The 24,713-nt window shown below is 70.3% G+C and carries 20 protein-coding genes; 13 read left to right on the plus strand and 7 right to left on the minus strand.

Annotated features, from left to right (window positions below; genetic code table 11):
- Nucleotides 1-5: 5 nt before the first annotated feature.
- From mmsA (ABZ808_RS14660) to ABZ808_RS14690, 7 genes are all read left to right on the plus strand, one after another.
- The gene (gene mmsA / locus ABZ808_RS14660; RefSeq protein WP_357005685.1) at nt 6-1,544 is read left to right on the plus strand and encodes a multiple monosaccharide ABC transporter ATP-binding protein; all 1,539 of its coding nucleotides are present in this window, start codon (nt 6-8) and stop codon (nt 1,542-1,544) included.
- A complete protein-coding gene (mmsB, locus tag ABZ808_RS14665; RefSeq protein ID WP_357005690.1) occupies nt 1,541-2,791 on the plus strand; it encodes a multiple monosaccharide ABC transporter permease in 1,251 nt (416 codons plus the stop codon). Before mmsA (ABZ808_RS14660) ends, mmsB (ABZ808_RS14665) begins: the two co-directional genes overlap by 4 nt.
- A gap of 163 nt (nt 2,792-2,954) precedes the next feature.
- Nucleotides 2,955-4,067 carry a DUF3103 family protein gene (locus ABZ808_RS14670; protein ID WP_357005693.1) on the plus strand — a complete coding sequence of 371 codons (1,113 nt, stop codon included), beginning with the start codon at nt 2,955-2,957 and terminating at the stop codon, nt 4,065-4,067.
- Between the two features lie 234 nt (nt 4,068-4,301).
- Complete coding sequence (locus tag ABZ808_RS14675; RefSeq protein ID WP_357005696.1) at nt 4,302-5,471, plus strand: peptidoglycan DD-metalloendopeptidase family protein; 1,170 nt, start codon at nt 4,302-4,304, stop codon at nt 5,469-5,471.
- Nucleotides 5,472-5,535: 64 nt separating this feature from the next.
- On the plus strand, nt 5,536-6,399 hold the full coding sequence (locus ABZ808_RS14680; protein WP_357005699.1) for an N-acetylmuramoyl-L-alanine amidase: 864 nt from the start codon (nt 5,536-5,538) through the stop codon (nt 6,397-6,399).
- Between the two features lie 104 nt (nt 6,400-6,503).
- Nucleotides 6,504-7,160 (plus strand): M23 family metallopeptidase, encoded by a 657-nt coding sequence (locus ABZ808_RS14685; RefSeq protein ID WP_357006777.1) that lies wholly within the window; start codon nt 6,504-6,506, stop codon nt 7,158-7,160.
- A gap of 95 nt (nt 7,161-7,255) precedes the next feature.
- Complete coding sequence (locus tag ABZ808_RS14690) at nt 7,256-7,486, plus strand: DUF2188 domain-containing protein (protein ID WP_357005703.1); 231 nt, start codon at nt 7,256-7,258, stop codon at nt 7,484-7,486.
- Between the two features lie 42 nt (nt 7,487-7,528).
- Here ABZ808_RS14690 and ABZ808_RS14695 read toward each other — a convergent pair whose 3' ends face one another.
- Both ABZ808_RS14695 and ABZ808_RS14700 read right to left on the minus strand, forming a co-directional pair.
- A complete protein-coding gene (locus tag ABZ808_RS14695; RefSeq protein ID WP_357005706.1) occupies nt 7,529-8,551 on the minus strand; it encodes a DUF4331 family protein in 1,023 nt (340 codons plus the stop codon).
- Between the two features lie 96 nt (nt 8,552-8,647).
- The gene (locus ABZ808_RS14700; protein WP_357005710.1) at nt 8,648-9,766 is read right to left on the minus strand and encodes an ROK family transcriptional regulator; all 1,119 of its coding nucleotides are present in this window, start codon (nt 9,764-9,766) and stop codon (nt 8,648-8,650) included.
- 91 nt (nt 9,767-9,857) lie between these two features.
- Here ABZ808_RS14700 and ABZ808_RS14705 point away from each other — a divergent pair, with 91 nt between their 5' ends.
- Nucleotides 9,858-11,156, plus strand: coding sequence for a DUF1479 domain-containing protein (locus tag ABZ808_RS14705; RefSeq protein WP_357005714.1), 1,299 nt, complete (start codon nt 9,858-9,860; stop codon nt 11,154-11,156).
- 61 nt (nt 11,157-11,217) lie between these two features.
- Here ABZ808_RS14705 and ABZ808_RS14710 read toward each other — a convergent pair whose 3' ends face one another.
- Nucleotides 11,218-12,477, minus strand: a complete 1,260-nt coding sequence (locus ABZ808_RS14710; protein WP_357005717.1) for a family 16 glycosylhydrolase — start codon at nt 12,475-12,477, stop codon at nt 11,218-11,220.
- Between the two features lie 298 nt (nt 12,478-12,775).
- On the opposite strand from ABZ808_RS14710, the gene ABZ808_RS14715 reads away from it, so the two are divergent.
- Nucleotides 12,776-13,174, plus strand: a complete 399-nt coding sequence (locus tag ABZ808_RS14715; protein ID WP_357005720.1) for a hypothetical protein — start codon at nt 12,776-12,778, stop codon at nt 13,172-13,174.
- Nucleotides 13,175-13,211: 37 nt separating this feature from the next.
- Here ABZ808_RS14715 and ABZ808_RS14720 read toward each other — a convergent pair whose 3' ends face one another.
- On the minus strand, nt 13,212-14,669 hold the full coding sequence (locus ABZ808_RS14720) for an aminotransferase class V-fold PLP-dependent enzyme (protein WP_357005723.1): 1,458 nt from the start codon (nt 14,667-14,669) through the stop codon (nt 13,212-13,214).
- Nucleotides 14,659-16,362 (minus strand): ATP-binding cassette domain-containing protein, encoded by a 1,704-nt coding sequence (locus ABZ808_RS14725; protein ID WP_357005726.1) that lies wholly within the window; start codon nt 16,360-16,362, stop codon nt 14,659-14,661. The genes ABZ808_RS14720 and ABZ808_RS14725 overlap by 11 nt, the downstream gene beginning before the upstream one ends.
- Nucleotides 16,363-16,957: 595 nt before the next feature.
- Here ABZ808_RS14725 and mmsA (ABZ808_RS14730) point away from each other — a divergent pair.
- The 4 genes from mmsA (ABZ808_RS14730) (at nt 16,958) to ABZ808_RS14745 (ending at nt 22,326) form a co-directional block, all read left to right on the plus strand.
- Nucleotides 16,958-18,505: a multiple monosaccharide ABC transporter ATP-binding protein gene (gene mmsA, locus ABZ808_RS14730; protein ID WP_357005729.1), complete on the plus strand. Its 1,548-nt coding sequence runs from the start codon at nt 16,958-16,960 to the stop codon at nt 18,503-18,505.
- On the plus strand, nt 18,502-19,800 hold the full coding sequence (gene mmsB, locus ABZ808_RS14735; protein ID WP_357005733.1) for a multiple monosaccharide ABC transporter permease: 1,299 nt from the start codon (nt 18,502-18,504) through the stop codon (nt 19,798-19,800). The genes mmsA (ABZ808_RS14730) and mmsB (ABZ808_RS14735) overlap by 4 nt, the downstream gene beginning before the upstream one ends.
- A 52-nt stretch (nt 19,801-19,852) precedes the next feature.
- A complete protein-coding gene (locus ABZ808_RS14740; RefSeq protein ID WP_357005736.1) occupies nt 19,853-20,956 on the plus strand; it encodes a sugar-binding protein in 1,104 nt (367 codons plus the stop codon).
- A gap of 164 nt (nt 20,957-21,120) precedes the next feature.
- On the plus strand, nt 21,121-22,326 hold the full coding sequence (locus ABZ808_RS14745; protein WP_357006779.1) for an ROK family transcriptional regulator: 1,206 nt from the start codon (nt 21,121-21,123) through the stop codon (nt 22,324-22,326).
- 44 nt (nt 22,327-22,370) lie between these two features.
- Here ABZ808_RS14745 and ABZ808_RS14750 read toward each other — a convergent pair whose 3' ends face one another.
- Together ABZ808_RS14750 and ABZ808_RS14755 are read right to left on the minus strand one after the other, a co-directional pair.
- Nucleotides 22,371-22,754, minus strand: a complete 384-nt coding sequence (locus tag ABZ808_RS14750; RefSeq protein WP_357005739.1) for a hypothetical protein — start codon at nt 22,752-22,754, stop codon at nt 22,371-22,373.
- 166 nt (nt 22,755-22,920) lie between these two features.
- Nucleotides 22,921-24,531, minus strand: coding sequence for a hypothetical protein (locus ABZ808_RS14755; RefSeq protein WP_357005743.1), 1,611 nt, complete (start codon nt 24,529-24,531; stop codon nt 22,921-22,923).
- Between the last annotated feature and the right edge of the window lie 182 nt (nt 24,532-24,713).

Genomic DNA, 24,713 nt, shown 5'->3' on the forward strand with positions numbered 1-24,713 from the left:
TGACCATGGACGACACCATCCTCGAGATGCGTCGCATCACGAAGACCTTCCCCGGCGTGACCGCTCTGGAGGACGTCACCCTCGCGGTGCGCCGGGGGGAGATCCACGCCATCTGTGGCGAGAACGGCGCCGGCAAATCCACCCTGATGAAGGTGCTGTCCGGCGTGCACCCATCCGGCTCGTACGACGGCGAGATCCTCTTCGACGGCAAGCCGATGCATTTCCGGGGCATCCGGGACAGCGAGGCCAACGGCATCGTCATCATCCACCAGGAACTCGCCCTGGTGCCGCACCTGTCGATCGCCGAGAACCTCTTCCTCGGCAACGAGCGTCGGGGTCGGAGCGGCCTCATCGACTGGAACCGGGCCAACGCCGAGGCCGCGGAGTTGCTGGCGTCCGTCGGGCTGCACGAGAACCCCGTCACCCCGGTCATCCAGCTCGGTGTGGGCAAGCAGCAGTTGGTGGAGATCGCCAAGGCGCTGTCCAAGAAGGTGCGCCTGCTCATCCTGGACGAGCCGACCGCCGCCCTCAACGACGTCGACTCGGCACACCTGCTCGGGCTGCTCCGGCAGCTCAAGGAGCGGGGGATCACCTGCATCATGATCTCCCACAAGCTCAACGAGATCACCACGATCGCCGACTCGACCACCGTCATCCGTGACGGGCGCGCCGTGGAGACCCTCGACATGGGCGCCGACGACGTGAACCAGCAACGCATCATCCGAGGCATGGTCGGGCGTGACCTGGACAGCTTCTACCCCGACCGCGAGTCGTCGCCCGGCGAGGAGGTGCTGCGGATCGAGGACTGGACCGTGCGGCACCCGACCCAGGAGCGGATGGTCGTCGAGGGCGTGGGCCTGTCCGTACGCGCCGGTGAGGTCGTCGGCATCGCGGGGCTGATGGGCGCCGGCCGGACCGAGCTGGCGATGAGCGTGTTCGGCCGGTCGTACGGCCGCGACATCAGCGGTCGGCTGTTCATGCACGGGCGGGAGGTCAACGCCCGTACCGTCGCCGAGGCCATCGACAACGGCATCGCGTACGTCACCGAGGACCGCAAGCGGTACGGCCTCAACCTCATCGACGACGTCCGCCGCAACGTCTCCGCCGCCGCCCTGTCTCGCCTGGCCCGACTGGGCTGGGTGAACGGCAACGAGGAGATCAAGGTCGCCGAGACGAGCCGGCGGGACATGAACATCAAGGCGCCCAGCGTCATGGCGGTGGTCGGCAAGCTCTCCGGCGGCAACCAGCAGAAGGTCGTGCTGTCGAAGTGGCTCTTCACCGACCCGGACGTGCTGATCCTCGACGAGCCGACGCGCGGGATCGACGTCGGGGCCAAGTTCGAGATCTACACGATCATCAACCGGCTGGTGGCCGACGGCAAGGCGGTGATCATCATCTCCTCCGAACTGCCGGAGCTGCTCGGGATGTGCGACCGCATCTACACCCTCGCCGCCGGCCGGATAACCGGTGACACGCCGGTGGGCGAGGCGACCCAGGAGAGCCTCATGGAGCTGATGACAAAGGACAAGGAGCTCGTCGGATGACCAGCATCAAGACCCCTTCGACGGAGCGCCCGACGCCCCCGGACACCGCGCCCGCCGCCGCCCTGCACACCGGGACGAGCGACCTGCGGGCTCTGCTGTTGAACAACCTGCGGCAGAGCGGGATCTACGTGGCCCTGGTCGTCATCGTCGCGCTCTTCGCGATCCTGACCGACGGGGTGTCGCTCAGCCCCGGGAACATCACCAACATCGTCCTTCAGTACTCGTACATCCTGGTCCTGGCGATCGGGATGGTCATCCTGATCATCGGCGGGCACATCGACCTGTCGGTGGGGTCGGTGGTCGCGCTGACCGGTGCGGTCTCCGCCGTCCTGGTCATCCAGCAGGGCTACCCGTGGTGGGTCGGTATCCTGGCCGCCCTCGCCGTCGGCGTCGCGGTCGGTGCCTGGCACGGCTTCTGGGTCGCGTACGTCGGCATCCCGGCGTTCATCGTGACCCTGGCCGGAATGCTGCTGTTCCGTGGCCTCACCCTGCGGGTGCTCGACAACATCTCGCTGTCGCCGTTCCCGGCCGAGTACCAGCGCGTCGCCGCGGGCTTCCTCAACGGACTTCTCGGCGGTGAGGGCTTCGACGCCTTCACGCTGCTCATCGGCGCCATCGCCGTCGCCGGGTACGCGGTGAGTGGCTTCCGCGCCCGTGTGGCGCGGATCCGCTACCAGCAGCCGGTCGAGTCGTTCCCGCTGTTCGTCGCCCGGGTCGTCGCCGTGGGCGCGGTCATCATGTACTTCGCCTGGCAGTTGGCGCACGCCCGCGGCCTGCCGATCGTGCTGATCATCCTGGCGGTCCTCGTGCTGGTCTACGGCCTGCTCACCCGGCGTACCGTCTTCGGTCGCCAGGTCTACGCGATCGGCGGCAACCTGTCGGCGGCGGCGTTGTCCGGGGTGAAGGTCCGTACGGTCAACTTCTGGATGTTCGTGAACATGGGCTTCCTGGCGGCGGTGGCCGGTGTCATCTACTCGTCGCGGTCCAACGGCGCGCAGCCGGCCGCCGGCAACATGTTCGAGCTGGACGCGATCGCTGCGGCGTTCATCGGGGGTGCGGCGGTCACCGGCGGGGTGGGCACCGTCGTGGGCGCGATGGTCGGCGGCCTGATCATGGCGGTGATGAGCAACGGCATGCAGCTGATGGGCGTCGACCAGTCGACGCAGTCGGTGGTCAAGGGGCTCGTCCTGCTCGTGGCGGTCGCCTTCGACGTCTACAACAAGCGCCGGGCCGGCGCGGCCCGCTGACGCCACGACGGTACGGATGTCCCCTGCGCACCTCCGGGTGGCAGGGGACACGCGTGTCGGCCGGAATGCTTGTCATTGACCAACACCGATGAATGGGTGCGATCATCTGGGCACGCCCGCGTCGCCGGTCACGAGCTGGCGTCGCGACTGGAGAGGAGCCCTCATGCATCCCCGTTCGTTCCGGCTCAGCGCGTTGTCGCTCACGCTGGCGGCAACCACCCTGATCGCCTCGACCCCCGCCCACGCCCGTCCGGTCGACTCGACCTCGGCCGAGGTCGCCTCGTCCGGCAGCGGCCCGGTCTTCTCGGCCACCGACCGGCTCGCCCGCGAGGTGGCTGGCGCGCTCGCCGATCCGGCCACCCGCGCCCGGGCGCTCGCGGCCGTGACCGCCGGACCGGTGGACCCGCTGGCCGCCCGGCTGGGCTCCCGGGTCGACCGCGCCACCCGGGCCGCCAACGAGGCGGTGCTGACGGCGAAGGGACTGTCGGCTTCCACCGGCTCCGTGCTGCATCTCCGACTCGGGCACCCGGACATGGCGGTCGGGTCGACGCGTACCGCGCTTCCCCTCGTGGCGGCGGCCCCGACCGATGACGCGCTGACCAGCGTCACCGCGTACGACCCTGCCGGTAATCGGGTCCTGCTGGATCCGGTTCGGCTGCCCAGCCGCCCGGTGCTCGTGGTCGAGGTCGATGTGACCAGGGCGATGGAGCAGGGCCTGGCGCAGGTGCGGCAGGAGTTGACCGAGCGAGGACTGAGCGGCGTCCGGTCCGCCAGGACGACGCAGGCCGGCTACTGGGCCACCAAGGTCAACGCCATCCGGCTCAGCAACGACCAGGAGACCTGGATCAAGGGCAACGCGGAGATCTTCAACGTGGTGGCGGGGTTCGGGCACGACGGACAGCCGACGGTCAACGTGGTGGAGATGCCCTACCTGGACAACGACGGCACGGTCTACTACCCCAACCAGCTGCTGGTCCATTTCAACACCTACAAGTACAACCTGGCCGACGTGGTGATGTGGGAGGACGACGGCGACACCAACTACCGGGACCTGGCCACGGCCCTGATCACCGCGTTGCTGGCGATCGTGGACTACGGCACCTACACCCCGCTGGTCACCGCGATCATCAACGCGATGCCGGCCAGTTGGTGGACCGACGACCCGGACTACGTCGACTCGTGGTACACGCTCAGCACCGGCAGTTCGGGCCGACTCAACGGCGCGGCCGCCAACGGCTGGATGGACGTCACCCCGTACTGGGTCCAACAGCTCTGAACGGGCGCCGAAACGACGGCCACCTGACGGCGGATGTGCGAAATCCCGGGACGAAGAAAACCTTCGATGAGTACGTTGACTTCGACGGATTGCTACACAACAATCAGCGTCAATATTTACCACTCTCTTTTTTTGTGCGGCAACGCCCTGCTCAGCCTCGCCGGTACCCCCACCCGCCAGCGGCCGCAGGCTCCCCATCGCACCGGCCTCAACCGCATCGAAAGTGAGGTCACGATGAAAGTCGATCGACGGTGGGCCGGCGGCGCAGCCGCAGCCCTGCTCACGGTGACGAGCCTGCTCTGGGCGGCGCCCAGCGTCGCCGCGCCGACCGCCACCGCCCCCGCGCTCACCGACGCGGTGACCGCCAAACTCCTCGGCACCGCCAGGACGGCCGCCGCCGGCGCGCAACCGGACACCCGGATCACCGTCAGCCGCAGCAGCGGCCGGTGGGCGTTCGGCACCGCCGTCGCCGTCGCACCCCGACAGGAGGACGCCCACCCGACCGGGTCGGTCTTCATCGCCCGCGCCGACCGCGCCGGATGGCGGATCGCCTTTGACGGCGAAGCTGCCTTCGCCGAACTGGCCGCCGAGTCACCCCTGGTGAGCGGCGCGGAGAGAAGCGTACTCACCACCACACCGACCCCGATGTACGCGGGCGGGGACTACCGCACCGGAATGGCCCTGCCGTACGGGGTGGGCCAGACGTGGACGCTCACCAGCGGCCCGCACGGCTGGGGCGGCACCGAGTCGCCGTACAGCTCGATCGACCTGGCCGGCGGCGACCAGGTGGTCCGCGCGACCCGGGCCGGCGCGGCGTACACGATGTGTCGGGGATGGATCCGGGTCATCCACGACCGGGGCTACTCGACCGACTACTACCACCTGTGGAACAGCATCTCGGTCAACGGCGCCAGCGTCGGCCAGGGGGCCGTCCTGGGCAACACCGGCACCGATGTCACCTGCGGTGGGGCCGCCTACGGCCGGCACGTCCACTTCGGGCTCCGCCAGAACAGCGCGTACGTGCCGATCGCCGGACACGACATCGGCAAATGGGTGCTGGCCAACGGCTCCGCCGCCTACCAGGGCGGGGCGCGGCACGGATCGGCCTTCGCCGGTGTCGGCGGCGGCCTCTACAACTACGGCGCGCTCGGCTTCAACCAGGGCGTGGTCGACGCGAACGGCGGTGGAGTGCTCACCCGCCGCGCCGGCCCGGGGACCGGCTACGGCTCGCTCGGCTCGGTGGCCGACGGCGCCACGGTCACCATCTCCTGCTCCGCCAACGGCACCTCCCACACCGGGCGGTACGGCACCACGGCGCTCTGGAACCGGTTGAGCGACGGCAGTTGGGTGTCCGACGCCTACCTGTCGACGGGTGTGAACGGTCCGGTCAACGGCTGGTGCTGACGAGTTCGACCGCCGAGGTTGGCGGCCCACCGGCCGCCAACCTCAGACACCGCGAGGAGTGCCCATGCCCGTTCGACCCTCCTACCGACGTCGCCTCCTGCTCGCCCTGACCACCGCCCTGACCGGAGTCGTCGCGGTCGCGGCACCGGCCGGCGCCGACCCCGCGGGGGTCGGCACCCTCAGCACCGACTACGGGCCGGCCGCGTGGGCGCCGGCCAGCACCAGCAACTACACCGTGGCCAGCCGACCGGCCAGCCACTCGGTGACCCGCGTCGTCATCCACACGGCGCAGGGCTCGTACGCCGGCACCATCGGCTGGTTCCAGAACCCGGCGGCGCAGGCCAGCGCGCACTACACCTTCCGGTCCTCCGACGGGGCGGTCACCCAGTCGGTGCGGGAGAAGGACATCGCCTGGCACGCCGGCAACTGGACCTACAACACCCAGTCGATCGGCATCGAGCACGAGGGGTACGTCGACAACGCCGCCTGGCTCACCGACGCGATGTACCGCGCGTCCGCCGCGCTCACCCGCAGCCTCGCCACCAGGTACGGCATCCCGAAGAATCGGGCGCACATCATCGGGCACAACGAGGTACCCGGTGCCACCCACACCGACCCGGGCCCGAACTGGAACTGGACCTACTACCTGCAACTGGTGAACGGGATCACCGGCATCGGCTCCGGCATGGTGAGCACCAGCGCGAGCACCCTCAACGTGCGCTCCGGCCCCGGCGCCAGTTTTCCGGTCGTCGGCTCGGTCGCCGACGGCACCACCGTCGCCGTCTACTGCCAGGCCGTCGGCAGCACCGTGACCGGCCCGTACGGCACGACCTCCGTCTGGAACCGGATCGGCACCAACCGCTACGTCTCCGACGCGTACGTGCTGACCGGGTACGACGGATACATCCCGAACGTGCCGCGCTGCTGACGGCACGGCCCGACGCCAGCTCACCGCCTTCCGGAGCGGTGAGCTGGCGTCGGGCAACCGGGCGAACCGGGACGCCCGGATCCCACGCGTTGCCGGCGTCTGGAATGCTCGGGCCGGTGACGACCGGCCGCCCCAGCAGAGCCCGCTCCCACCGCCGCCCCCGCAGCCGGATCATCGGCCTCCTCGTCGCGCTCGTCGCTCTGGCGGTCGTCGTCGGTGTGGCCCTGGTCGTCGTGCCGCTGCTGCGGCCGGCCGGCCCACGCCCGCTCTTCCAGATGCCTGTCGCCTGCGGCGAGACGTGGCAGCTCAGCACCTATCCCGGCCATGACGACTACGACGTCGACCTGTTCCCGACCGAGGGTGAGACGTGGGGGAGGCCGGTGCTCGCGTCGTACGCCGGCACCGTCACCGTGGCGGGCGTCAACGGGTCGGTGGGCGGACGCAACCCGGAGAACCCAGAGGGCCCGCGCGGTCGCGGCGGCGGTTACTGGGTGAAGATCGACCACGGCGGCAAGTGGGAGACGCAGTACCTGCACCTGCTCGAACCACCGTCGGTCCGGGTCGGTCAGCGGGTCGCCCAGGGCGAGCAGATCGGTCGGCTCGGCAGCACCGGCAACTCCGGTGCCCCGCACCTGCACTACGAGCAGCGTCGCGGCTGGGAGAAGGTCGAGACCCACTTCGACGGCGAGCCGTCGGGCATCACCACCGACGAACGCGAGCAGATCCTCAAGCGGGCGAGCAACAACTGCCCGCCCGCGTGACGCGACCGTCTGCTGAGGACGACCCCTCACGTTTGCCCGGCGCGGCTCGGGGCACTGTGTCCGGCAGACAGTTCAGACGTGGAGAGGAGCCGATCGTGGCCAAGGGTGACGTCGACACGTACCACGAGGACGGGCAGTGGAAGAACCGCCCGGAGGGCAACGAGCGAGCCAGCAGTACGCACGAGGACAAGGCCGACGCGCAGGCACAGGGTCGCGAGATGGCGGCCGACAGTGGCGTCGAGCACGTGATCAAGAAGCAGGACGGCACGATCGGGGAGAAGAACACCTACCCGCGCAGCCGCGACCCGCGGGAGATCCCGGGCTGACCGGGCCCCGCCTCCCGCGACAGACCTCCTCGGCGGGGCCGATCAGGCCGGCACCACGTACGGGAACGTGTCGGCCCGCGCGCCTAAGGTCACGTCCGAGGTGAGGCCGGAGGTCGTGGCGGTGTTCAGCACCAGGGAGAACATCACCTCGGGCGCGTTGTCGGCCATGGCGCGGCCGTTGCGGGCGGCGAAGCCGTAGTTGGCCGTCGTCCCGACCTTGTACGACAGCAGGTCGGGGTAGAGCTGCCGGGCCACGCTCCAGCCGTACGACTGTGGATCCGGCGCGGTGCCGTTCGCCGCCACGACCCCCGCCACCGCCGACGCGATCTCCTCGCCGTCCTCCTGGAGATCCTGACCGGGATGCCGCGCGTTGGCCGGGTCGGAGAAGTCGGTGTCGGTGGGCCAGAAGATCGGCCACATCATCGGGTGGCCGGCGCGGTTGATCTGACGCCACCCGCCCGCGTCGGTGGCCAGCAGCGTGCGGCACCAGACGCCGATCTCGGTGCCGTCGCGCAGCAGCGGCTCGTCCTGGGACACCTCAAGAACGATCGACTCGACGGTGGTGCCGGCGAAGCTGTTCGTGGCCTTGTCGGCCCGCCACGCCGAACGGTCCAGCTTCGCGCGGTTCTTGAACGCGGCGTTGACGGTCGCGAGCTGGCCGAGGTCGATGTAGAACGGGTCGGTGATCCGTCCGGCCCAGACCCGGACGTTGCCTCCGCCGCACACCTCGCCGGTGCGGCCCTGGGCGACGGGAGTGCCCATCGCGCTGTCGTCGCGGGCATCGGACCCGGTCAGCTCGTACACCTGGAGGGTCTGCCTGCTGTCGCCGTCCAGCTCACCGAAGGCGAACCGGTAGGCCAGCTCCTCGGTCTCCGCGCTGTTGAAGTGAATCTTGAACTCGTAGCGCGCCTCGGCGTGGAAGCCGCGTTTGATGTCGGCCTTCGTCACCGAGCTGTTGACGTCCATGACGAAGACCGTGGCGCGGTCGCCGTTGAAGACGTACAGGTCGTCGATGTAGAGCTGGCCGCCCTGGGCGGCGAGGGGGGTGTCGAGGTGGTGCGACATGGACTCACTCCTGGCGACGCCGAATCGGGATAATCCGAACATAACCGCGATTCGTCGCTTACTCCCGGCATCGGCGGAAAGCCGTCCTCGTCGGTGTCAGGTCGTCCGCTGGGCGATGACGGCCGCGCGGAGACGGTCGAGGGCTTCCGCGCGGGCGCCGGTCAGCGACGGTTCGTCCGTGAGCCGCGCCGGGCGTACCTCGACGTGCCGGGGCATCCGGTCGAAGGCCGTGGTGATGGCGTCGAGGATCACCGGATGGGCGCCCCAGGAGCCGCCGATCAGCACCAGTCGGGGATCGGCGAGCGCGACGATGGCGGCCAGCACACCGCTCACGGCGTGCCCCAACGCGGCGCTGCCGGCCGCCGGGAGGCGGTGGACCCGCTCGACGTCGATGGCCGTCGTGCCGGCGTGGCGGAGGTCCAGGTCGGCGAACACGTCGATGAGCCGGGTTGCCTGGCCGTCGGGGCCGGTGGTCAGCAGGTGCGCGATCTCGCCGGCGACGCCGGTGTGGCCCCGGCGGACCGCGCCGTCGCTGACGACCGCGCACCCCAGCCCTTCGCCGAGGAAGACGTAGGCGAAGTCGCGCAGGCCGGCCGGGTCGAGGTCGCGTTCGGCCTGCGCCGCCCAGTTGACGTCGTTGTCGACGATGACCGGGCCGGCGACGTGTGGCGTCAGCTCGGCGACCGGGTCGAGGTCGCCGAGCAGGAACGGCGCGTCGGGTAGCCGGACCAGCCGGCCGGTGCCGCGATGCACCGGGTCGGCGGCGCTGACGACCGCCAGCCGGGTGGTTCCCCCGCCGCCCTCCTGGACCTGTGTCGCGGCGGAGCGCAGTGCGGCGGCCACCCGCTCGGCGCGAGCCGGCCGGCTGATGTCGTGCCGGGTCCGTCCGACGACGTCGCCGTGGGCGTCGACCCGCTCGACCACCACCCCGTCGGGGGCGATGCTGATGGACAGGGCGGTGCCGGCGGTGTCGGCGAGGGCGTAGTACGAGCCGACGCGGCCCATGCCCCGCCCGCCGGGGGTCCGTTCCCCGGTGTCGACGACCAGCCCGGCCTCGGTCAGCCGGCGCACGCTCTCACCGACCGTGGGCTTGGAGAGGCCGCTGCGGGCCGCCAGGTCGGCGCGGGTCAGCCGCCGTTCCCGCATCAGCTCGCGCAGCACGTGCTCGTCGGTCAGCGAGCGGAGCAACTCCAGTGAGGGCTTGACGGTGGTCACGTCACGATTCTAGGCAGGAGTCTTGCCTAGAAGGGGTGGGCGCGCCTAGTGTCTTTTCCAAGAAGGAGCCCTTACTAGAAGGAGTCGCGCCATGAACGCCCAGCCCGACCTGGCCGTCGCCCCGCTCCCGTCCCTGCCGCACTGGGAGTCGACCCCGGACGACCTCCCGTCCGCCATCCGCGAGATCAAGGCGGCGCTACGGGCCCGGATCGAGGCCTCCGGCCGGACGGTCGAGGAGGTGTTCGCGGTCGTCGAGCGGCGCGTCCGGGCGCGGGTCGAGGAGATCGCCGCCGCCCGGGACCGCGGCGAGACGATCTGGCCGGTCATCGAGTACGCGGACATCGCCGCCGGCACCGTGCCGGCGGAGGCGGTGGCGAAGCTCCGTCAGCGAGGTTGCCTCGTCGTACGCGGACACTTCGACCGCCAGCAGGCCCTGGACTGGGACCGCGACATCGTCGACTACGTGGACTCGAACAGGTTCTTCGAGGAATACCGAGGCCCCGGCGACGACTTCTTCGGCAGCGTGGGGTCGAAGCCCGAGATCTACCCGATCTACTGGTCGGCCGCCCAGATGCAGGCTCGGCAGAGCGACCGGATGGCCCGGGTGCAGGCGTTCCTCAACAGTCAGTGGAAGCACGAGTCCGACGGTGTGCGCTGGTTCGACCCCGACCGTGACTCGCTCTACCCGGACCGGATCCGCCGCCGGCCGCCGGGCGCCGAGTCCAACGGGCTGGGCACCCACCTCGACCCCGGCACCCTGGACCTGTGGATGACCGAGGCGTACCAGAGGGCCTTCCGGCACCTCTTCGACGGAACGGTCGAGCGGTACGACCCCTGGGACGCCGCCCACCGCACCGCCGGCCCGCAGTACCCCGGCAGCACCATGTGCTCGGCCTTCCGCACGTTCCAGGGCTGGACCGCCCTGTCCGACATGGACCACGACCAGGGGGTGCTGCACACCGTCCCGATTCCGGAGGCGATGGCCTACCTGATGCTCCGGCCGCTGCTGGCCGACGTGCCCGCGGACGAGATGTGCGGCGTCACGGTCAACCAGGTCTTCCCGGTCAGCGAGCGGTGGCACCCGCTGCTGGTGGAGGCCCTCAGCGGCATTCCCGACGTTCGGGCGGGCGACTCCGTCTGGTGGCACTGCGACATGATCCACAGCGTCGCACCGGTGCGGGACCAGCAGGGGTGGGGCAACGTCATGTACATCCCCGCGGCGCCGTGGTGCCCGCGCAACGAGCGGTACTCGGCGGCCGTCCGCGAGGCCTTCCGGACCGGGTCCAGCCCGACCGACTTCCCGGCCGAGCACTACGAGCGCAGTTGGTCCAACCGATTCCAGGCCGACGACCTGAACTCCACCGGTCGGCGCGGCCTGGGTCTGGACTGACTGTCGGCAGCGGGCCGCCCGACAACGGTGTCGGGCGGCCCGCAGGCCGTCGGTGCCGTGCTCAGATGCGGGACCACTTCTGGTTGGACGCGCCGATGCAGTCCCACAGGTGCAGCTTGCCGCCGTTGTTGGGGTTGGCCTCCCGGACGTCCACGCAGCGGTTGGCGCTGATGTTGACCAGGTCGCCCGCGCCGTTGAGGGTGAAGCGCTGGGCGGGATTGCCGTTGCAGGTGACCAGGTTGACCTCGGTGCCGTTGGCGGTGCCGGCCCAGGCGGGGTCCATGCACTTGCCCATCGCGCGGATGGTCCCGTCCGAGGCGAAGGTCCAGGCCTGCGCGGCGGTGGTGTTGCAGTCCCAGATCTGCAGCTTGGCGCCGTCGACCGGGTTGGCGCTGGGGATGTCGATGCAGCGGCCGCTCTGTGCGCCGCGGATCCGGCTGGTGCCGGGAGTCGGGTTGCCGCCACCGTCGGAGGTGTAGCTGGACACCCGGACGTAGTCGACGAGCATCTGCTGCGGGAACTGCGTGGAGCCGTCCGGGTAGCCGGGCCAGTTACCGCCGACCGCCACGTTGAGGATCATGAAGAACGGGTGGTCGAACACCCAGCGGTTGCCGCCGAGGCGAGCGGGGTCGACCCGGTGGTACTGCACGCCGTCGAGATACCAGGTGATCACGTTCGGCTCCCAGTCCACCCGGTAGGTGTGGAAGCCGTCGGCGAGCGGGCTGCCGACCGTGCGGCTGCCGGTGATGCCGCCGCCACCGGAGTAACCGGGGCCGTGCACGGTGCCGTAGACGGTGTTGGGCTCCCGGCCGATGTTCTCCATGATGTCGATCTCGCCGGCGTCGGGCCACCCGCCGCCGGTGCCGAGCATCCAGAACGCCGGCCAGATGCCCTGGCCGCGCGGAATCTTGATGCGGGCCTCGAACCGGCCGTACGTCTGCGTGAAGGTGGCCGCGCTCAGCAGCCGCGCCGAGGTGTACTCGCAGCGCCCGTAGTGGCACTGGTAGTTGGCCGGGTTGTCCCGGCGGGCGGTGATGACCAGGTTGCCCTGACCATCGTGGACGGCGTTGCTGGTGCTGTTGGTGTAGTACTGCCGCTCGTTGTTGCCCCAGCCGCCGCCGCCGATGTCGAAGCGCCACTTGTTCTGGTCGACGGGCGTGCCGGCCGAGGCGTTGAACTCGTCCTGCCAGGTGATCGGGCCGATGGCGGCCTCGGCTTTGTCGTTGTGCCCGGGTAGGACGAGGGCGGCGGCGGTGGCGATGAGCGCGACCGCCGCGAGGACGAGGGGTCGCAGGCGGGTGGTGGGACGGGCTGTGAACACGGGAGGCTCCTCAGCGGGAGGGGGGTGGCGGAGGCTTCGCGCCGGATCATGCGGAGAGCGCTCTCTTTTTTGAAGAGTGTCGATATGGCGGCTTTCTGTCAAGAGTGTTTCCAATTCGAGGATGTGGTGAACACCGATGGTTACAAGGCGCGAAACGCGCCTTACTCCGATAGAGGGCGAATCGACTCTTCCTATTGCCGTGGGCCGTCCATGGGGGACAGGATGACGAAGGCTCGCTCGAAACCTCCCCGTAACGTGCGAGCTGCTGGTCTCTGTCACAAGGAAGTGGGAGTCAGTCATGAGCGACGCGTCGACGGCGCTGGGTGTGCGCCTCTACCCGGATCTGGTCGAGCGGGGTGGCCTGGCCCCCGCGCTCATCGAGACCGCCACCCGGCACCAACTCGACCTCGGCCGGGTGACCGCCCCCGAGCAGGGCCGCGCCCGGTTCACCTGCGCCGAGGTGCACTCCGACCAGGGCGTTGTCTGCGTCGGGCTCGGCTCCCAGGCCCGATACTTCATGGTCGACCTTCGGGTCGATGGTCAGGTCCAGGCCCGGGGCGACGCCATGGATCTGCTCCAGGTGGCCCAGATGGCCGCGGCCTGGCGCGCCGGGTTGACGCTCGCCGAGCTCACCACCCGGTTCGCGTTCATGGAGGAGATGAAGCACCGCACCGCGCCGGTCGTCCAGGTCGGCTAGCCGGACCAGGCCCCTGCCGTCCGGGCCGCGGCACTTGTCAACAGCGCAGCCGGGGCGGCAGCGGCGATCCGGTCGTGGCGTCCCGGTCCAGGTAGGTCGACTCGGCGAACGCGAGGAAGCGTTGCGCGTCGCTCGCGTTCGACACCAGGCCGAAGGACACGCGCACCGCGCCCCCGGTCGGCAGCCGCAGCGCGTCGAGGTACTGGTCGATCGAGTCGACCCGGGCGAGCAGCCGTCGCCGCAGCGAACCCTGGTTGATCGCGAACGCCTCCTCGCCCGCGCCCGGATTGCAGAAGCAGCCGGTACGCAGCAGGAACCCGGCCGCCGCGGCCTCCCGCGCGACGAGCCGCTCGTCGACCAGGGTGCCGTCCGGGTGACGGAAGTTGAACGTCACGGTGCCGCCCCGGCCCTCGCCCGTCACCGGCCCGTAAACCTGCGCCAGCGGCTGGCCGCTGCGGTGCCGCAGCGTGGTCAACCGGGCCAGCAGCCACTCGGTGAGCAGCCCGACCCGGGTGTGCACGAGGTCCACGCCGATCGAGTCGAGCCAGCGCAGCCCGAACTCCACGTCGGGGATGCTCAGGAAGTTGAGCGTGCCGTCCTCGAACGCCGACTCGTCGTCCATCGGGCGGTGCCAGTCGCCCTGCACGCTTACCGCGCGGATCGTGCCACCGGAGAACCACGGCCGGCGCAGCCGGGCCAGCGCGTCCCGGCGGGCCAGCAGCGCGCCGACACCCGTCGGGTAGCCGAAGAGCTTGTACCAGCTCAGGCAGACGAACTCGGGCCGTACGACGCTCAGGTCCAGCCGGTTCGTCGGCGCGAACGCGGCGGCGTCGAGCAGCACGTCGTAGCCGTGCCGGTGGGCCAGCTCCACCCAGCTCAGTGGATGCTGCACCCCGGAGAAGTTGCTCTGCGCCGGGTAGGCGAAGAGCCCGCGACGGGCGGGTCGGCCCCACCGTCCGGGCCGGCTCTCCCGGCCCGCGGTCAGCACACGGACCAGGTCCGACTCGGCCACCCGCAGGTCCGGGCCGGCCAGCGGCACGTAACGCACCGGCGCGCGGGCCGCCCGGGCGTACTCGCGGATGCCGTTGACCGAGTTGTGGTTGTCCCAGGTCAGCGCGAACGGCGCCGTCCGGCCGAAGTCGTACGCCTCGCCGACCAGCCGGCACGCGCCGCTGGCGTTCGGGGTGAAGACGACCGCGTACTCGGACGGGTCCGCGCGGAAGAAGTCGAGCACCGCGCGACGGGCGGAGTCCACACTCGCGCCGGACGCCTCCGAGGTGGGGTTCTCCGAGTGTGGGTTGCCGTACAGGCCGGCGAGCAGCCGGTCGTGGTGGGCGCGCACCTGCGCCTGCGCGGCGACCCCGGCCCCGGTGTAGTCGAGGTAGACCTGACCCGCCTGGTCGAGGTGCCGGTAGTCGCTGGCGCGCAGGTCGTCGATGCGGGTGGTGTCGGCGTACCCCGGCATGGTCGTCGGTGTGGTGTGCTCAGGACGCACGGCGGGCCTCCCGCCACACCAGGACCACCCAGGTCGCCGCGAGAAAGAGCGCCACGAACCCGCCGAGCACCAGCCAGTTCACCCACACCGGCTGGGCGAAGCTGTCGCCGTACGTCGCGAGCAGGGGCGGGCCGAGCGGTGAACCGCCGTCGCGCCAGAGCCGCTCCACCCCGGCGGTGTGCCCCAGGCCCTCGAACGCCCACCGGTTCGACATCGCGTAGCTGAGCCACTGGCCGCCGACCGCCATGGCCGGCACCGGCAGGATCGCGCCGACGAACAGCACCTGCGGGAAGCAGAGCATCGGCAGCATCAGCGTCGCCTGGGCGGCGTCGGAGGCGGCCGCCGAGCAGAGCAGGCCGAGGGCGAGCGCCGCCGCCGAGGAGAGCAGCAACGTCGCGTACAGGGCGGCGAAGTCGCCGCCGCCGACCGGCGGCAGCCGGTCGATGCCGCGCAGCACCCCGAGCAGGGCCAGGTCCACCAGGGCCAGCAGCGGCAGCAGCACCGCGACCTTCGCCAACAGGTACGGGCCGAGTCGGACCCCGGCCAACCGCTCCCGGCGCAGGATCGGCAGCTCGGTGCAGATCTGGAGCAGGCCGTAGGTCAGCCCGAAGAAGAAACCGCCGAACGCGATCCAGAACAGGATCATCACGGTGACGGTCGGGCTGGGCCGCGCAGGGTCGAACGCGCCGGGGCGGAACAGCAGCGCGAACATGCCGAGCACCATCAGTGGCGAGCCGAGCAGGATGGCCAGGGTCAGCCGGTTACGGGCGACGATCTCCGCGTTGCGCGCCGTGAGGACGGCCCACTGCCGCAGTCGGCCGACCCGCCCGCGCCGCGCCCCGGCACTGCCCTGGTCGGCTGTGCCGGACGGTGGGTGGGGCGTACCGGCGGGCGGGTCGGCAGCGCGGTGCGCGGTGAAGCGGTCGGGCCACACGGCCGGGTCCGTCTCCTCGTCGAGGCGCAGGTGCACCTCCGCGAGGGAGCGCAGGCCGAAGAAGTCCCGGGCGCCGGCGGGCGTGCCGGCGTACGCCAACCGGCCCTGGCGGGTCAGCACGACCACCCGGTCGCAGCGGTCCACGTCGGTGACCTGGTGGGTGGTGAGCACCACCGTGGTCCCCGCGTCGGCGAGGGCGCGCAGCACCCGCAGCAGCTCCACGGCGATCGCCGGATCCAACCCGGAGGTGGGCTCGTCCAGGAAGAACACGCCGGGCCGGGTGAGCAGCTCGACGGCGATGCTGGCGCGTTTGCGCTCACCGCCGCTGAGCCGACCCACCGGCACGTCGGCCCGCTCGTCGAGTCGCAGCGCGGCGAGCACCTCGGCGACCCGGCGGGCCACGTCGGCCGGCGTGGCCTCCGGCGGGAGACGCAGCCGGGCGGCGTGGCGCAGGGTGCGTTCCAGCGGTAGCTCGCGGTGGATGATGTCGTCCTGCGGCACAAAGCCGACCGTGCCGTCGGCCGGGCCGCCGTCGTACGCCACGGAACCCGCCGCCGGTCGTCGCACCCCGGCCAACGTCTCGAGCAGGGTGGTCTTGCCGGCGCCGCTGACGCCGATGATCGCGACCACCTCGCCCGGCGCGACGGTCAGCGAGATGTCGTCCAGGACGCGGCGGCCACCTCGGACGGTCTGTCCCAGACGGGTGGCCACGATGCCGCCGCCGGTACGTGGGGGTGACGCGGTCTGCTCGGTCGTCATGTCGAAGGCTCGATCCGGTCGGTGACGTGGTCCGCCAAGACATCGTGACGCACCGATGCAATGCTGCACCCGAGCTGACCCGGCTCGTGCGGGTCGGGCGTACGGCCACGATCGACGCGTCGAGGGACACCGGGGTACATCGAACCCATCGACGCTGGCCGCGATGAGGCCGTGTGGCGTCGGCCACCAGCCGGGTTTGTCGCATCGACGGTCCTGGTCGTGGAGGCCTTGGCGCGTACCGCCGACCGGCGGGTAGGGTGCGCGAGATTGTCCACCCGCGCATGGCCGCCCCACACGCGGCGGTCCGCCGGTCCTGCCTGGTGAGAGCTTCGAGGGCAGCGGCCGGGGTCGATCGGGGCGAGATCGCCAGGTCGACGGGGGTGCGCGGAGCGGCCCTCAGGTGGGCGAGGGGCTGCGGGGACGGCTGGGACGTGTGAACACTGCGCCACGTCTATATTGCCGGATTGTTACATTTTCAACAGGCTCTCGCCTTGCAGATCGGCCGTCCGCCGCAATACGTTGCCGTCAACAACAAAACCAAGTGAAGGTCCAACCTTCCGGAGGCAACGATGACGTTGGCGAGGTGGTACGAGCGATGAGCGACGTGCCCATCCTCCTTGAGATGCGTGCCATCACCAAGGAGTTCCCCGGAGTCAAGGCCCTCTCCGACGTCAACCTCGTGGTTCGCGCCGGCGAGATCCATGCCATCTGCGGCGAGAACGGCGCGGGCAAGTCCACGCTGATGAAGGTGCTCAGCGGGGTCTACCCGCACGGCACCTATGACGGCAAGATCATCTACCAGGGGTCGGAGAGCAGGTTCTCCGACATCCGGTCGAGTGAGAACGCCGGCATCGTGATCATCCACCAGGAGCTCGCGCTCATTCCGGACATGTCGATCGCCGAGAACATCTTCCTCGGCAACGAACCGCGCAAGCGGGGCGCGATCGACTGGAAGGCCGCGAACCGGATGGCGCTGGACCTGATGGCCCGGGTCGGCCTGCAGGAGAACCCGGACACCCTGATCAAGGACATCGGGGTCGGCAAGCAGCAGCTGGTGGAGATCGCCAAGGCGTTCGCCAAGGACGTCAAGCTGCTCATCCTGGACGAGCCGACGGCCGCGCTGAACGAGGCCGACTCCCGGCACCTGCTGGACCTGCTGCGCGGCTTCCGCTCGCGCGGCATCACCTCGATCATGATCTCGCACAAGCTGAACGAGATCGAGGCGATCGCCGACCAGATCACGATCCTGCGCGACGGCCGGACGGTCGAGACGCTGGACGTCAAGGCCGACGGGGTCGACGAGGACCGGATCGTGCGGGGCATGGTCGGCCGCGAGCTGAGCAGCCGGTTCCCGGACCACACTCCGAAGATCGGTGAGGTCTTCTTCGAGGTCCGCGACTGGAACGTGCGGCACCCGATCTCCGCCGACCGGCAGGTCTGCAAGAACGAGAGCTTCGTGGTGCGCCGCGGCGAGATCGTCGGCTTCGCCGGCCTGATGGGCGCGGGCCGCACCGAGCTGGCGATGAGCGTGTTCGGCCGCTCGTACGGGGTGTACGAGTCGGGCACGATCATCAAGGACGGCAAGGAGATCGTCCTGAAGTCCGTGGCGGACGCGATCGACAACGGTCTCGCGTACGTCAGTGAGGACCGCAAGGCGATCGGCCTCAACCTGCTCGACGACATCAAGTCGTCGACGGTGGCCGCCAAGCTGTCCAAGATCTCCCACCACGGGGTCCTGAACCAGGTGGAGGAGTACCAGGCGGCCGAGGCGTACCGCAAGGAGTTGCGGACGAAGGCGCCGACGGTCGACGAGAGCGTCTCCAAGCTCTCCGGCGGCAACCAGCAGAAGGTGGTGCTGGCGAAGTGGATGTTCACGGATCCGGACCTGCTGATCCTCGACGAGCCGACGCGCGGTATCGACGTGGGTGCCAAGTACGAGATCTACGGCATCATCCAGCGGCTCGCCGACGAGGGGAAGGGCGTCGTCGTCATCTCCTCGGAGCTGCCTGAGCTGATCGGGCTCTGCGACCGCATCTACACCGTGTTCGAAGGCGCCATCACGGGCGAGATCGCCCGGGCCGACGCCACCCCGGAAAACCTCATGAAGCAGATGACCTCGACGAAGAAGATGGCCACACGATGAGCCGATTGAAGGACCTTCAGAAGAACCTGTTCGGAGGAACCACCTCCAACGCTCGCCAGTTCGGCATGATCTTCACCCTGGTGGCGATCGTCGTCCTGTTCCAGATCCTGACCGATGGCCTGACCCTGCGATCGGACAACCTGATCGCGCTGTTCCAGCAGAATTCGTACATTCTGATCCTGGCCATCGGCATGCTCATGGTGATCGTCGCCGGGCACATCGACCTCTCGGTCGGCTCCGTCGCCGCCTTCGCGGGCATCCTGGTGGCCAAGTCGATGGCCGACTGGTCGCTGCCCTGGCCCGTGGCCATCCTCTTCGGCCTCGGAATCGGTGCCCTCATCGGCGCCTGGCAGGGCTTCTGGGTGGCCTACATCGGGGTGCCGGCGTTCATCGTCACCCTGGCGGGCATGCTGCTCTTCCGCGGCGGCAACCAGTTCATCGGTAACGCGAACACCATCCCGGTGCCGGAGGGCTTCCGGGAGATCGGCTCCGGCTTCCTGCCCGAGTTCGGGCCGAACACCGGCTACAACAACGCCACCCTGCTGCTCGGCCTGGCCGCGGCGGTGGCCGTGGTGTGGCGCGAACTCCAGGCGCGCAAGACCCGCCGCGCCATGGACGCCGACCCGGCGCCGATGTGGGTCTCGATCCTGCGGATGGCCGTCATGGTCGGGGTGATCGCCTTCGCGGCGCTGCGCTTCGCCAGCGGTCGTGTCGGCACCAGCTTCCCGATCTCCGGCATCATCCTGGTCGCGCTGGTCCTGGCGTACTCCTTCTACACCCGCAACACGGCCGGCGGCCGGCACATCTACGCGGTGGGCGGCAACTCCCGGGCGGCCGAGCTGTCCGGCGTGAAGCTCAAGCGGGTCAACTTCTTCGTCATGATGAACATGTCCGTCCTGGCCGCGCTGGCCGGCATGATCTTCGTGGCCCGTTCGGCGGCCTCCGGTCCGCAGGACGGCAACGGCTGGGAACTGGACGCGATCGCCGCGGTCTTCATCGGCGGCGCGGCCGTCTCCGGCGGTATCGGCACCATCAGCGGGTCGATCGTTGGTGGTCTCGTCATGGCCGTGCTCAACAACGGCCTGCAACTCATGGGCGTCGGTACCGACCGCGTCCAGATCATCAAGGGGCTGGTCCTGCTGCTGGCCGTCGCGATCGACGTCTACAACAAGAGCCAGGGTCGTTTCTCGATCATCGGAAGTCTGATGCGGCCATTCCGTCGCGAGGACTCCGGACCACCCGCCTCACCGCCGGACGCGGAGCGCGAGCCCGCCAAGGCAGCGGTGTCCGGCTGACGGCCACCGACCTCTCCACCCGTCTCCACCTTTCAGAAAGGCAAGACCTGCCATGCGTAAATTCTTCGGCACGTCGGTGGTTGCCATCAGCGCCGCCGCCATGCTGGCCCTCGCCGGCTGCGGCTCCGGCCGTACCGAGGAGTCCGGCGGCTCCAACGGAGACGCCAAGGGCTTCGCGGCGAACTCGCTGATCGGCGTGGCCCTGCCGGCCAAGACCTCGGAGAACTGGGTCCTCGCCGGTGACCTCTTCAGCAACGGTCTGAAGGAGGCCGGTTTCCAGGCTGACGTGCAGTACGCCGGCGCGTCGACCACGGTCGCCGACCAGCAGGCCCAGATCACCGCCATGACCACCAAGGGCGCCAAGGTCATCGTCATCGGCGCGACCGACGCCGCGCAGCTGTCGACCCAGGTCGCGGCCGCCCACGCCGCCGGCGTGAAGGTCATCGCGTACGACCGGCTCATCACCAACACGCCGGACCTCGACTACTACGTCGCGTTCGACAACTTCAAGGTCGGCCAGCTCCAGGGCCAGGCCCTGCTTGAGGGCATGAAGGCCAAGAAGCCGAACGGCCCGTACAACATCGAGCTGTTCTCCGGCTCGCCGGACGACAACAACGCCGGTGTCTTCTTCAACGGCGCGATGGACGTGCTCAAGCCGGAGATCGACAAGGGCAACGTGGTCGTCGCCTCGAAGCAGACCGACGTGAAGCAGACCGCCATCCAGGGCTGGAAGGCCGAGGGTGCGCAGGCCCGCATGGACCAGCTGCTCACCTCGACCTACGGCAACAAGGAGCTGGACGGCGTCCTCTCCCCGAACGACACCCTGGCCCGCGCGATCCTGACCTCGGTCAAGGGTGCCGGCAAGCCGACCCCGGTCGTCACCGGTCAGGACTCCGAGGTTGAGTCGGTCAAGTCGATCGTCGCTGGCGAGCAGTACATGACGATCAACAAGGACACGCGGAACCTGGTCAAGGAGACCATCAACATGGTCAAGGCTCTCCAGACCGGCGAGAAGCCGCAGGTGAACGACACCAGCTCCTACAACAACGGCAGCAAGGTCGTCGAGACGTTCCTGCTTCCGCCGGTCGCCGTCACCAAGGCCAACGCGGCCGAGGCGTACGCCAACGACCCGAAGCTCGCTCCGCTCACCAAGTAATCACGCACAGCAGGTAACGCCGATGGGTCCCGGATCTCCTGTTCCGGGACCCATCGTCGTTTGATCGTCCCGTGCCACCCGGCACCAACCCGGAAGGAGGTCTGACCGTGGACACGCCCGTACGGTCCAGGCCTTCCGGGGCCGGCAACAACCCCGATTCCCCGCTGCCCTCGATCCCCGGCGTAAGCCAGGAGGAGATCCGGCGGCAGAACCTCGGCGCCGTGCTGCGCTACGTCCACCTGAACGGACCGACGTCGCGCGCCGCGCTGACCAGACGACTCGGCCTCAACCGCAGCACCATCGGCGCGCTCGCGGCCGACCTGACCGCCAGCGGCCTGGTCACCGAGGAGGCACCGACCACCGCCCGCCGCGCCGGCCGTCCCTCACTGGTGGTGAGCCCTCGCTCCGACCGGGTCTACGCCAACGCGCTGAGCATCGAGGCGGAGCGGTTGCGGGCCGCCCGGGTCGGCCTCGGCGGGCGCATCCTCGACCTGCGGGAGGCGCCCCGGCCCGGTGGCATGTCGGCGGTCGACGCCGTCCGCCCCCTGGCTGACCTGGTCCGCGACATGGAACGCGCCGTCGCCCCCGACGCGCTGCTGGTCGGCGGCGCGGTAGCGGTCACCGACACCACCCGCGATCCGGACGGCAGGATCCGGATCGCCAGCGCCAATGAGAGTCTGGGCACCGCCCTTGAGGCCGAGTTCCCCGCCGGCCCGGGTTTCGTGGCCGGCGATTTGGCCGACATCGCCGCCCTGGCCGAGCACGTCCGCGGCGTGGCCGCCGGCGTCGACGACCTCATCTACCTGCACGGCGACGTGGGCATCAGCGCCGGCATCATCGTCGCCGGCCGGCTGCTGATGGGCCACCACGGCCACAGCGGCAAGGTCGGCCACATGGTGGTCAACCCGAACGGTCTGCCCTGCGGCTGTGGCTCGCGCGGCTGTTGGGAGACCGAGATCGGCGAGGCCGCCCTGCTGCGCCACGCCGGCCGGGATCCCGGTGACCGCGCCGCGGTGGCCGAGGTGCTGCGTGCGGCGGCCGACGGCGACCCGAGGGCCCGGGAGGCCGTCGAGCGGGTCGCCGACTGGCTCGGCTTCGGCGTGGGCAACCTGGTCAACGTGGTCAACCCGGACGCCGTGGTGTTCGGTGGCTCGCTGCGCGACATCTTCACCGCCGGCGCGGACATCGTTCGGCGACGGCTGGACACCATGCCGCTGCCGGTCTCCCGCGAGCACCTGCGGCTCCAGCCGGCGGCCCTGGACGAGAACGCGGTCCTGATCGGCGCCGCCGAGTTGGCCTTCGACAAGCTGCTGGCCGACCCGCTCAACGTCGGCGTCGCCGGCCCGGCGGGATCCGCCGACTCGGCGTAGGGACCCGATCGGCGCTGCGGCGTCAGCCCCGCGCACGGCCCGGCCTACGTCGTGGCGTTTGTGTTGTCCTCGGGCTGCCGGTGCGCGGGGCGGGGCAACTCCTGCACCACGCTGGTGCCGCTGCCCGGTCGGGACTCCCAGGACCAGGTCTCGTGCAGCTCCAGGCGGCCGTCGGCCAGCACGGTCACCTCCGAGACGCAGTGCCCCGAGGACGTCTGTCCCTCGGCGTTGAGTTGGACGTAGCGGAAGTCCAGCCGGTCGCCCTCGCGGGTGCCGACGAGGTAGCCGCGAAGGATGGACCCCCCGGCGTACTCGGCCCACACCTCGCCGGCCCGCTCGTGGTACGTGAAGACCGTCTCCGTGCCCACCTCGCCGGCCACCGCATCCGTCACGGCGGCGAAACGCCGACCGTCCAACGAGATCGTCATGCCGCCGAAATTACTCGATCAACACTACCCGTGGTTGGCCGTGGCCTGGCCGATCGCGCTGGTCGCCGTGTTCCTCCGACTCTCGGTCGCCCGCTACCGGCGGCCGGCCGGCTGAGCAGCCGGCGGGTGCGCCCCCGGTGGGCCCGGCCACCGGGGGCGCGGTCGGTCAGCCCTCGGGACGCAACACCCGCGACGCGGCGGCGGCGTTGTCGGCGGCGGCCTGGCTGCGCTGCGCCCCGGTGACACAGACGTCGTCGCCGATGAACGCGTCGCGCCACACGTAGCCGGCGATACAGGTGTGCGGGCCGTACGGGCCGCTGACCCAGCGGCTCGCTGCGGCCGCGTTGTCGGCGAGCACCTGGGTACGCGTCGCCCCCGTCACGCAGACGTAGTCGGACTGGTCGCCGTCGCGCCAGAAGTACCCGTTGACGCAGGTGTTCGGGCCGGACACCAGCCGGGCCGGGTTGCGCCGCGACGCGGCGGCGGCGTTGTCGGCGGCGGCCTGGCTGCGCTGGGTGCCGGTGACGCAGACGTCGTCCCCGGCGTACGCCTCGCGCCACACGTAGCCGGAGACGCAGGTGTGCGGGCCGTACGGGCCGTTCACCCAGCGGCTCGCCGCCGAGGCGTTGTCCGCCCACACCTGGCTACGGGTGGCACCGGTGACGCAGACCCGGTCACCGGAGCGGGCCTCGCGCCACACGTACCCCTGCAGGCAGCGGTTGACCACGTCGGTGGTCACGGTCACCGTGGCGGTGTTGCCGGAGATCCCGTTCACCCCGATCTGCACGCCGTTGGCGTTGAGCGACTGGGCCGGCCCGCCACCCGCGCCGGTGCGCAGCAGGGTGGGGGTGCCGTCGCGGACCTCGTGCAGCAGCACGGTGTCGGCGGGAATGCCGGCGCTCCAACCGGTCTTCCGGCGGAACTCGACGGTGTAGTAGTGGAAGGGGTCAGCCGGGTCGAACGGGACGCGGATCAACTGTTGGCCGGCCGCGGTGGGCACCTCCAGCGGCGCCATGGTGAAGGTGCGCGAGCCGACCCCGTCGGCGGCCATGGTGAAGACCCGGTTCCTGGGCAGCCAGCCCAACTCGTCGCGGTTCGGTCCGTTGAGCCCGACGGCGCTGGTGCCGTAGTTCGCGGTGTTGAACGCGAAGATGTGCATGGCGCTCATCTGGTCCCACGGGTCGTCGTACTCGCCCGGCTGGGACCAGGGCGCGTTCTGGTAGGTGGTGTCGTTGGAGAACGAGTGCCCGAGGCCGTAGCCGTGCAGCATCTCGTGCGCGGCGAAGCCGACGTTCCAGGCGCCCGGGTCGAGCAGCACCCGACCGCCGGACGCACCCGAATCCACCCAGTCGTTGAGCATGACCGCGATCCGGTTGCCGGCCGGCACCGAGTAGCCGGCGGTCGCCGCGGTGTCCACGCAGCGCTGGATCCGGGTCCACCGGGTGACCGACTGGAACTGCGCCAGCGTGTACGGCATGGTGTACCAGCCCCGGACGACCGACCCGGCCAGCGACACCCGCCCGCCGGACTGGTCGGCCAGGTAGTCCGCCACCCCGCCGGTGCCGATCCCGGCGGCGGTGAGGAAGTTGGCGAAGTGCGACGGCGTTTGCGGCTCGGCCGGCTTGTCGCTGAACTTGCACAGCAGCACCGACCAGGCGGTGGCGTTGCGGATCGGACTGGCGGCGGCCGGGGCGGCCGGTAGCGCCACCGCGCCGGCCATGGCGCACGCGAGCGCCACGGCCGACGCGGCGACCCGACTGAGGATTCTGGACTTCACGCGTGCGCTCCGATCCCTGCGGCCCACCGGACGCGGGCTCTATGGTCCACATCGGAGCACTGATCGAGATCGGACAGACGCCTTCAGTCGCGTTGGCGACCGGCTGGAATCCGACTCCGCCGCCCGGCCGACTGACGGGTGCTCGCCGAGGCCCCCGCACCCCGACGAGCAGCCGTCGTCCG

The organism is Micromonospora sp. NPDC047527 (assembly GCF_040643015.1).
In the GTDB taxonomy this organism is placed as follows: domain Bacteria; phylum Actinomycetota; class Actinomycetes; order Mycobacteriales; family Micromonosporaceae; genus Micromonospora.

Coding starts and splice junctions, on each gene's coding strand:
- mmsA (WP_357005685.1), top strand. CDS start 6: ATGGACGACACCATCCTCGAGATGCGTCGCATCACGAAGACCTTCCCC.
- mmsB (WP_357005690.1), top strand. CDS start 1,541: ATGACCAGCATCAAGACCCCTTCGACGGAGCGCCCGACGCCCCCGGAC.
- ABZ808_RS14670 (WP_357005693.1), top strand. CDS start 2,955: ATGCATCCCCGTTCGTTCCGGCTCAGCGCGTTGTCGCTCACGCTGGCG.
- ABZ808_RS14675 (WP_357005696.1), top strand. CDS start 4,302: ATGAAAGTCGATCGACGGTGGGCCGGCGGCGCAGCCGCAGCCCTGCTC.
- ABZ808_RS14680 (WP_357005699.1), top strand. CDS start 5,536: ATGCCCGTTCGACCCTCCTACCGACGTCGCCTCCTGCTCGCCCTGACC.
- ABZ808_RS14685 (WP_357006777.1), top strand. CDS start 6,504: ATGCTCGGGCCGGTGACGACCGGCCGCCCCAGCAGAGCCCGCTCCCAC.
- ABZ808_RS14695 (WP_357005706.1), bottom strand. CDS start 8,551: ATGTCGCACCACCTCGACACCCCCCTCGCCGCCCAGGGCGGCCAGCTC.
- ABZ808_RS14705 (WP_357005714.1), top strand. CDS start 9,858: ATGAACGCCCAGCCCGACCTGGCCGTCGCCCCGCTCCCGTCCCTGCCG.
- ABZ808_RS14715 (WP_357005720.1), top strand. CDS start 12,776: ATGAGCGACGCGTCGACGGCGCTGGGTGTGCGCCTCTACCCGGATCTG.
- ABZ808_RS14725 (WP_357005726.1), bottom strand. CDS start 16,362: ATGACGACCGAGCAGACCGCGTCACCCCCACGTACCGGCGGCGGCATC.
- mmsA (WP_357005729.1), top strand. CDS start 16,958: ATGAGCGACGTGCCCATCCTCCTTGAGATGCGTGCCATCACCAAGGAG.
- mmsB (WP_357005733.1), top strand. CDS start 18,502: ATGAGCCGATTGAAGGACCTTCAGAAGAACCTGTTCGGAGGAACCACC.
- ABZ808_RS14740 (WP_357005736.1), top strand. CDS start 19,853: ATGCGTAAATTCTTCGGCACGTCGGTGGTTGCCATCAGCGCCGCCGCC.
- ABZ808_RS14750 (WP_357005739.1), bottom strand. CDS start 22,754: ATGACGATCTCGTTGGACGGTCGGCGTTTCGCCGCCGTGACGGATGCG.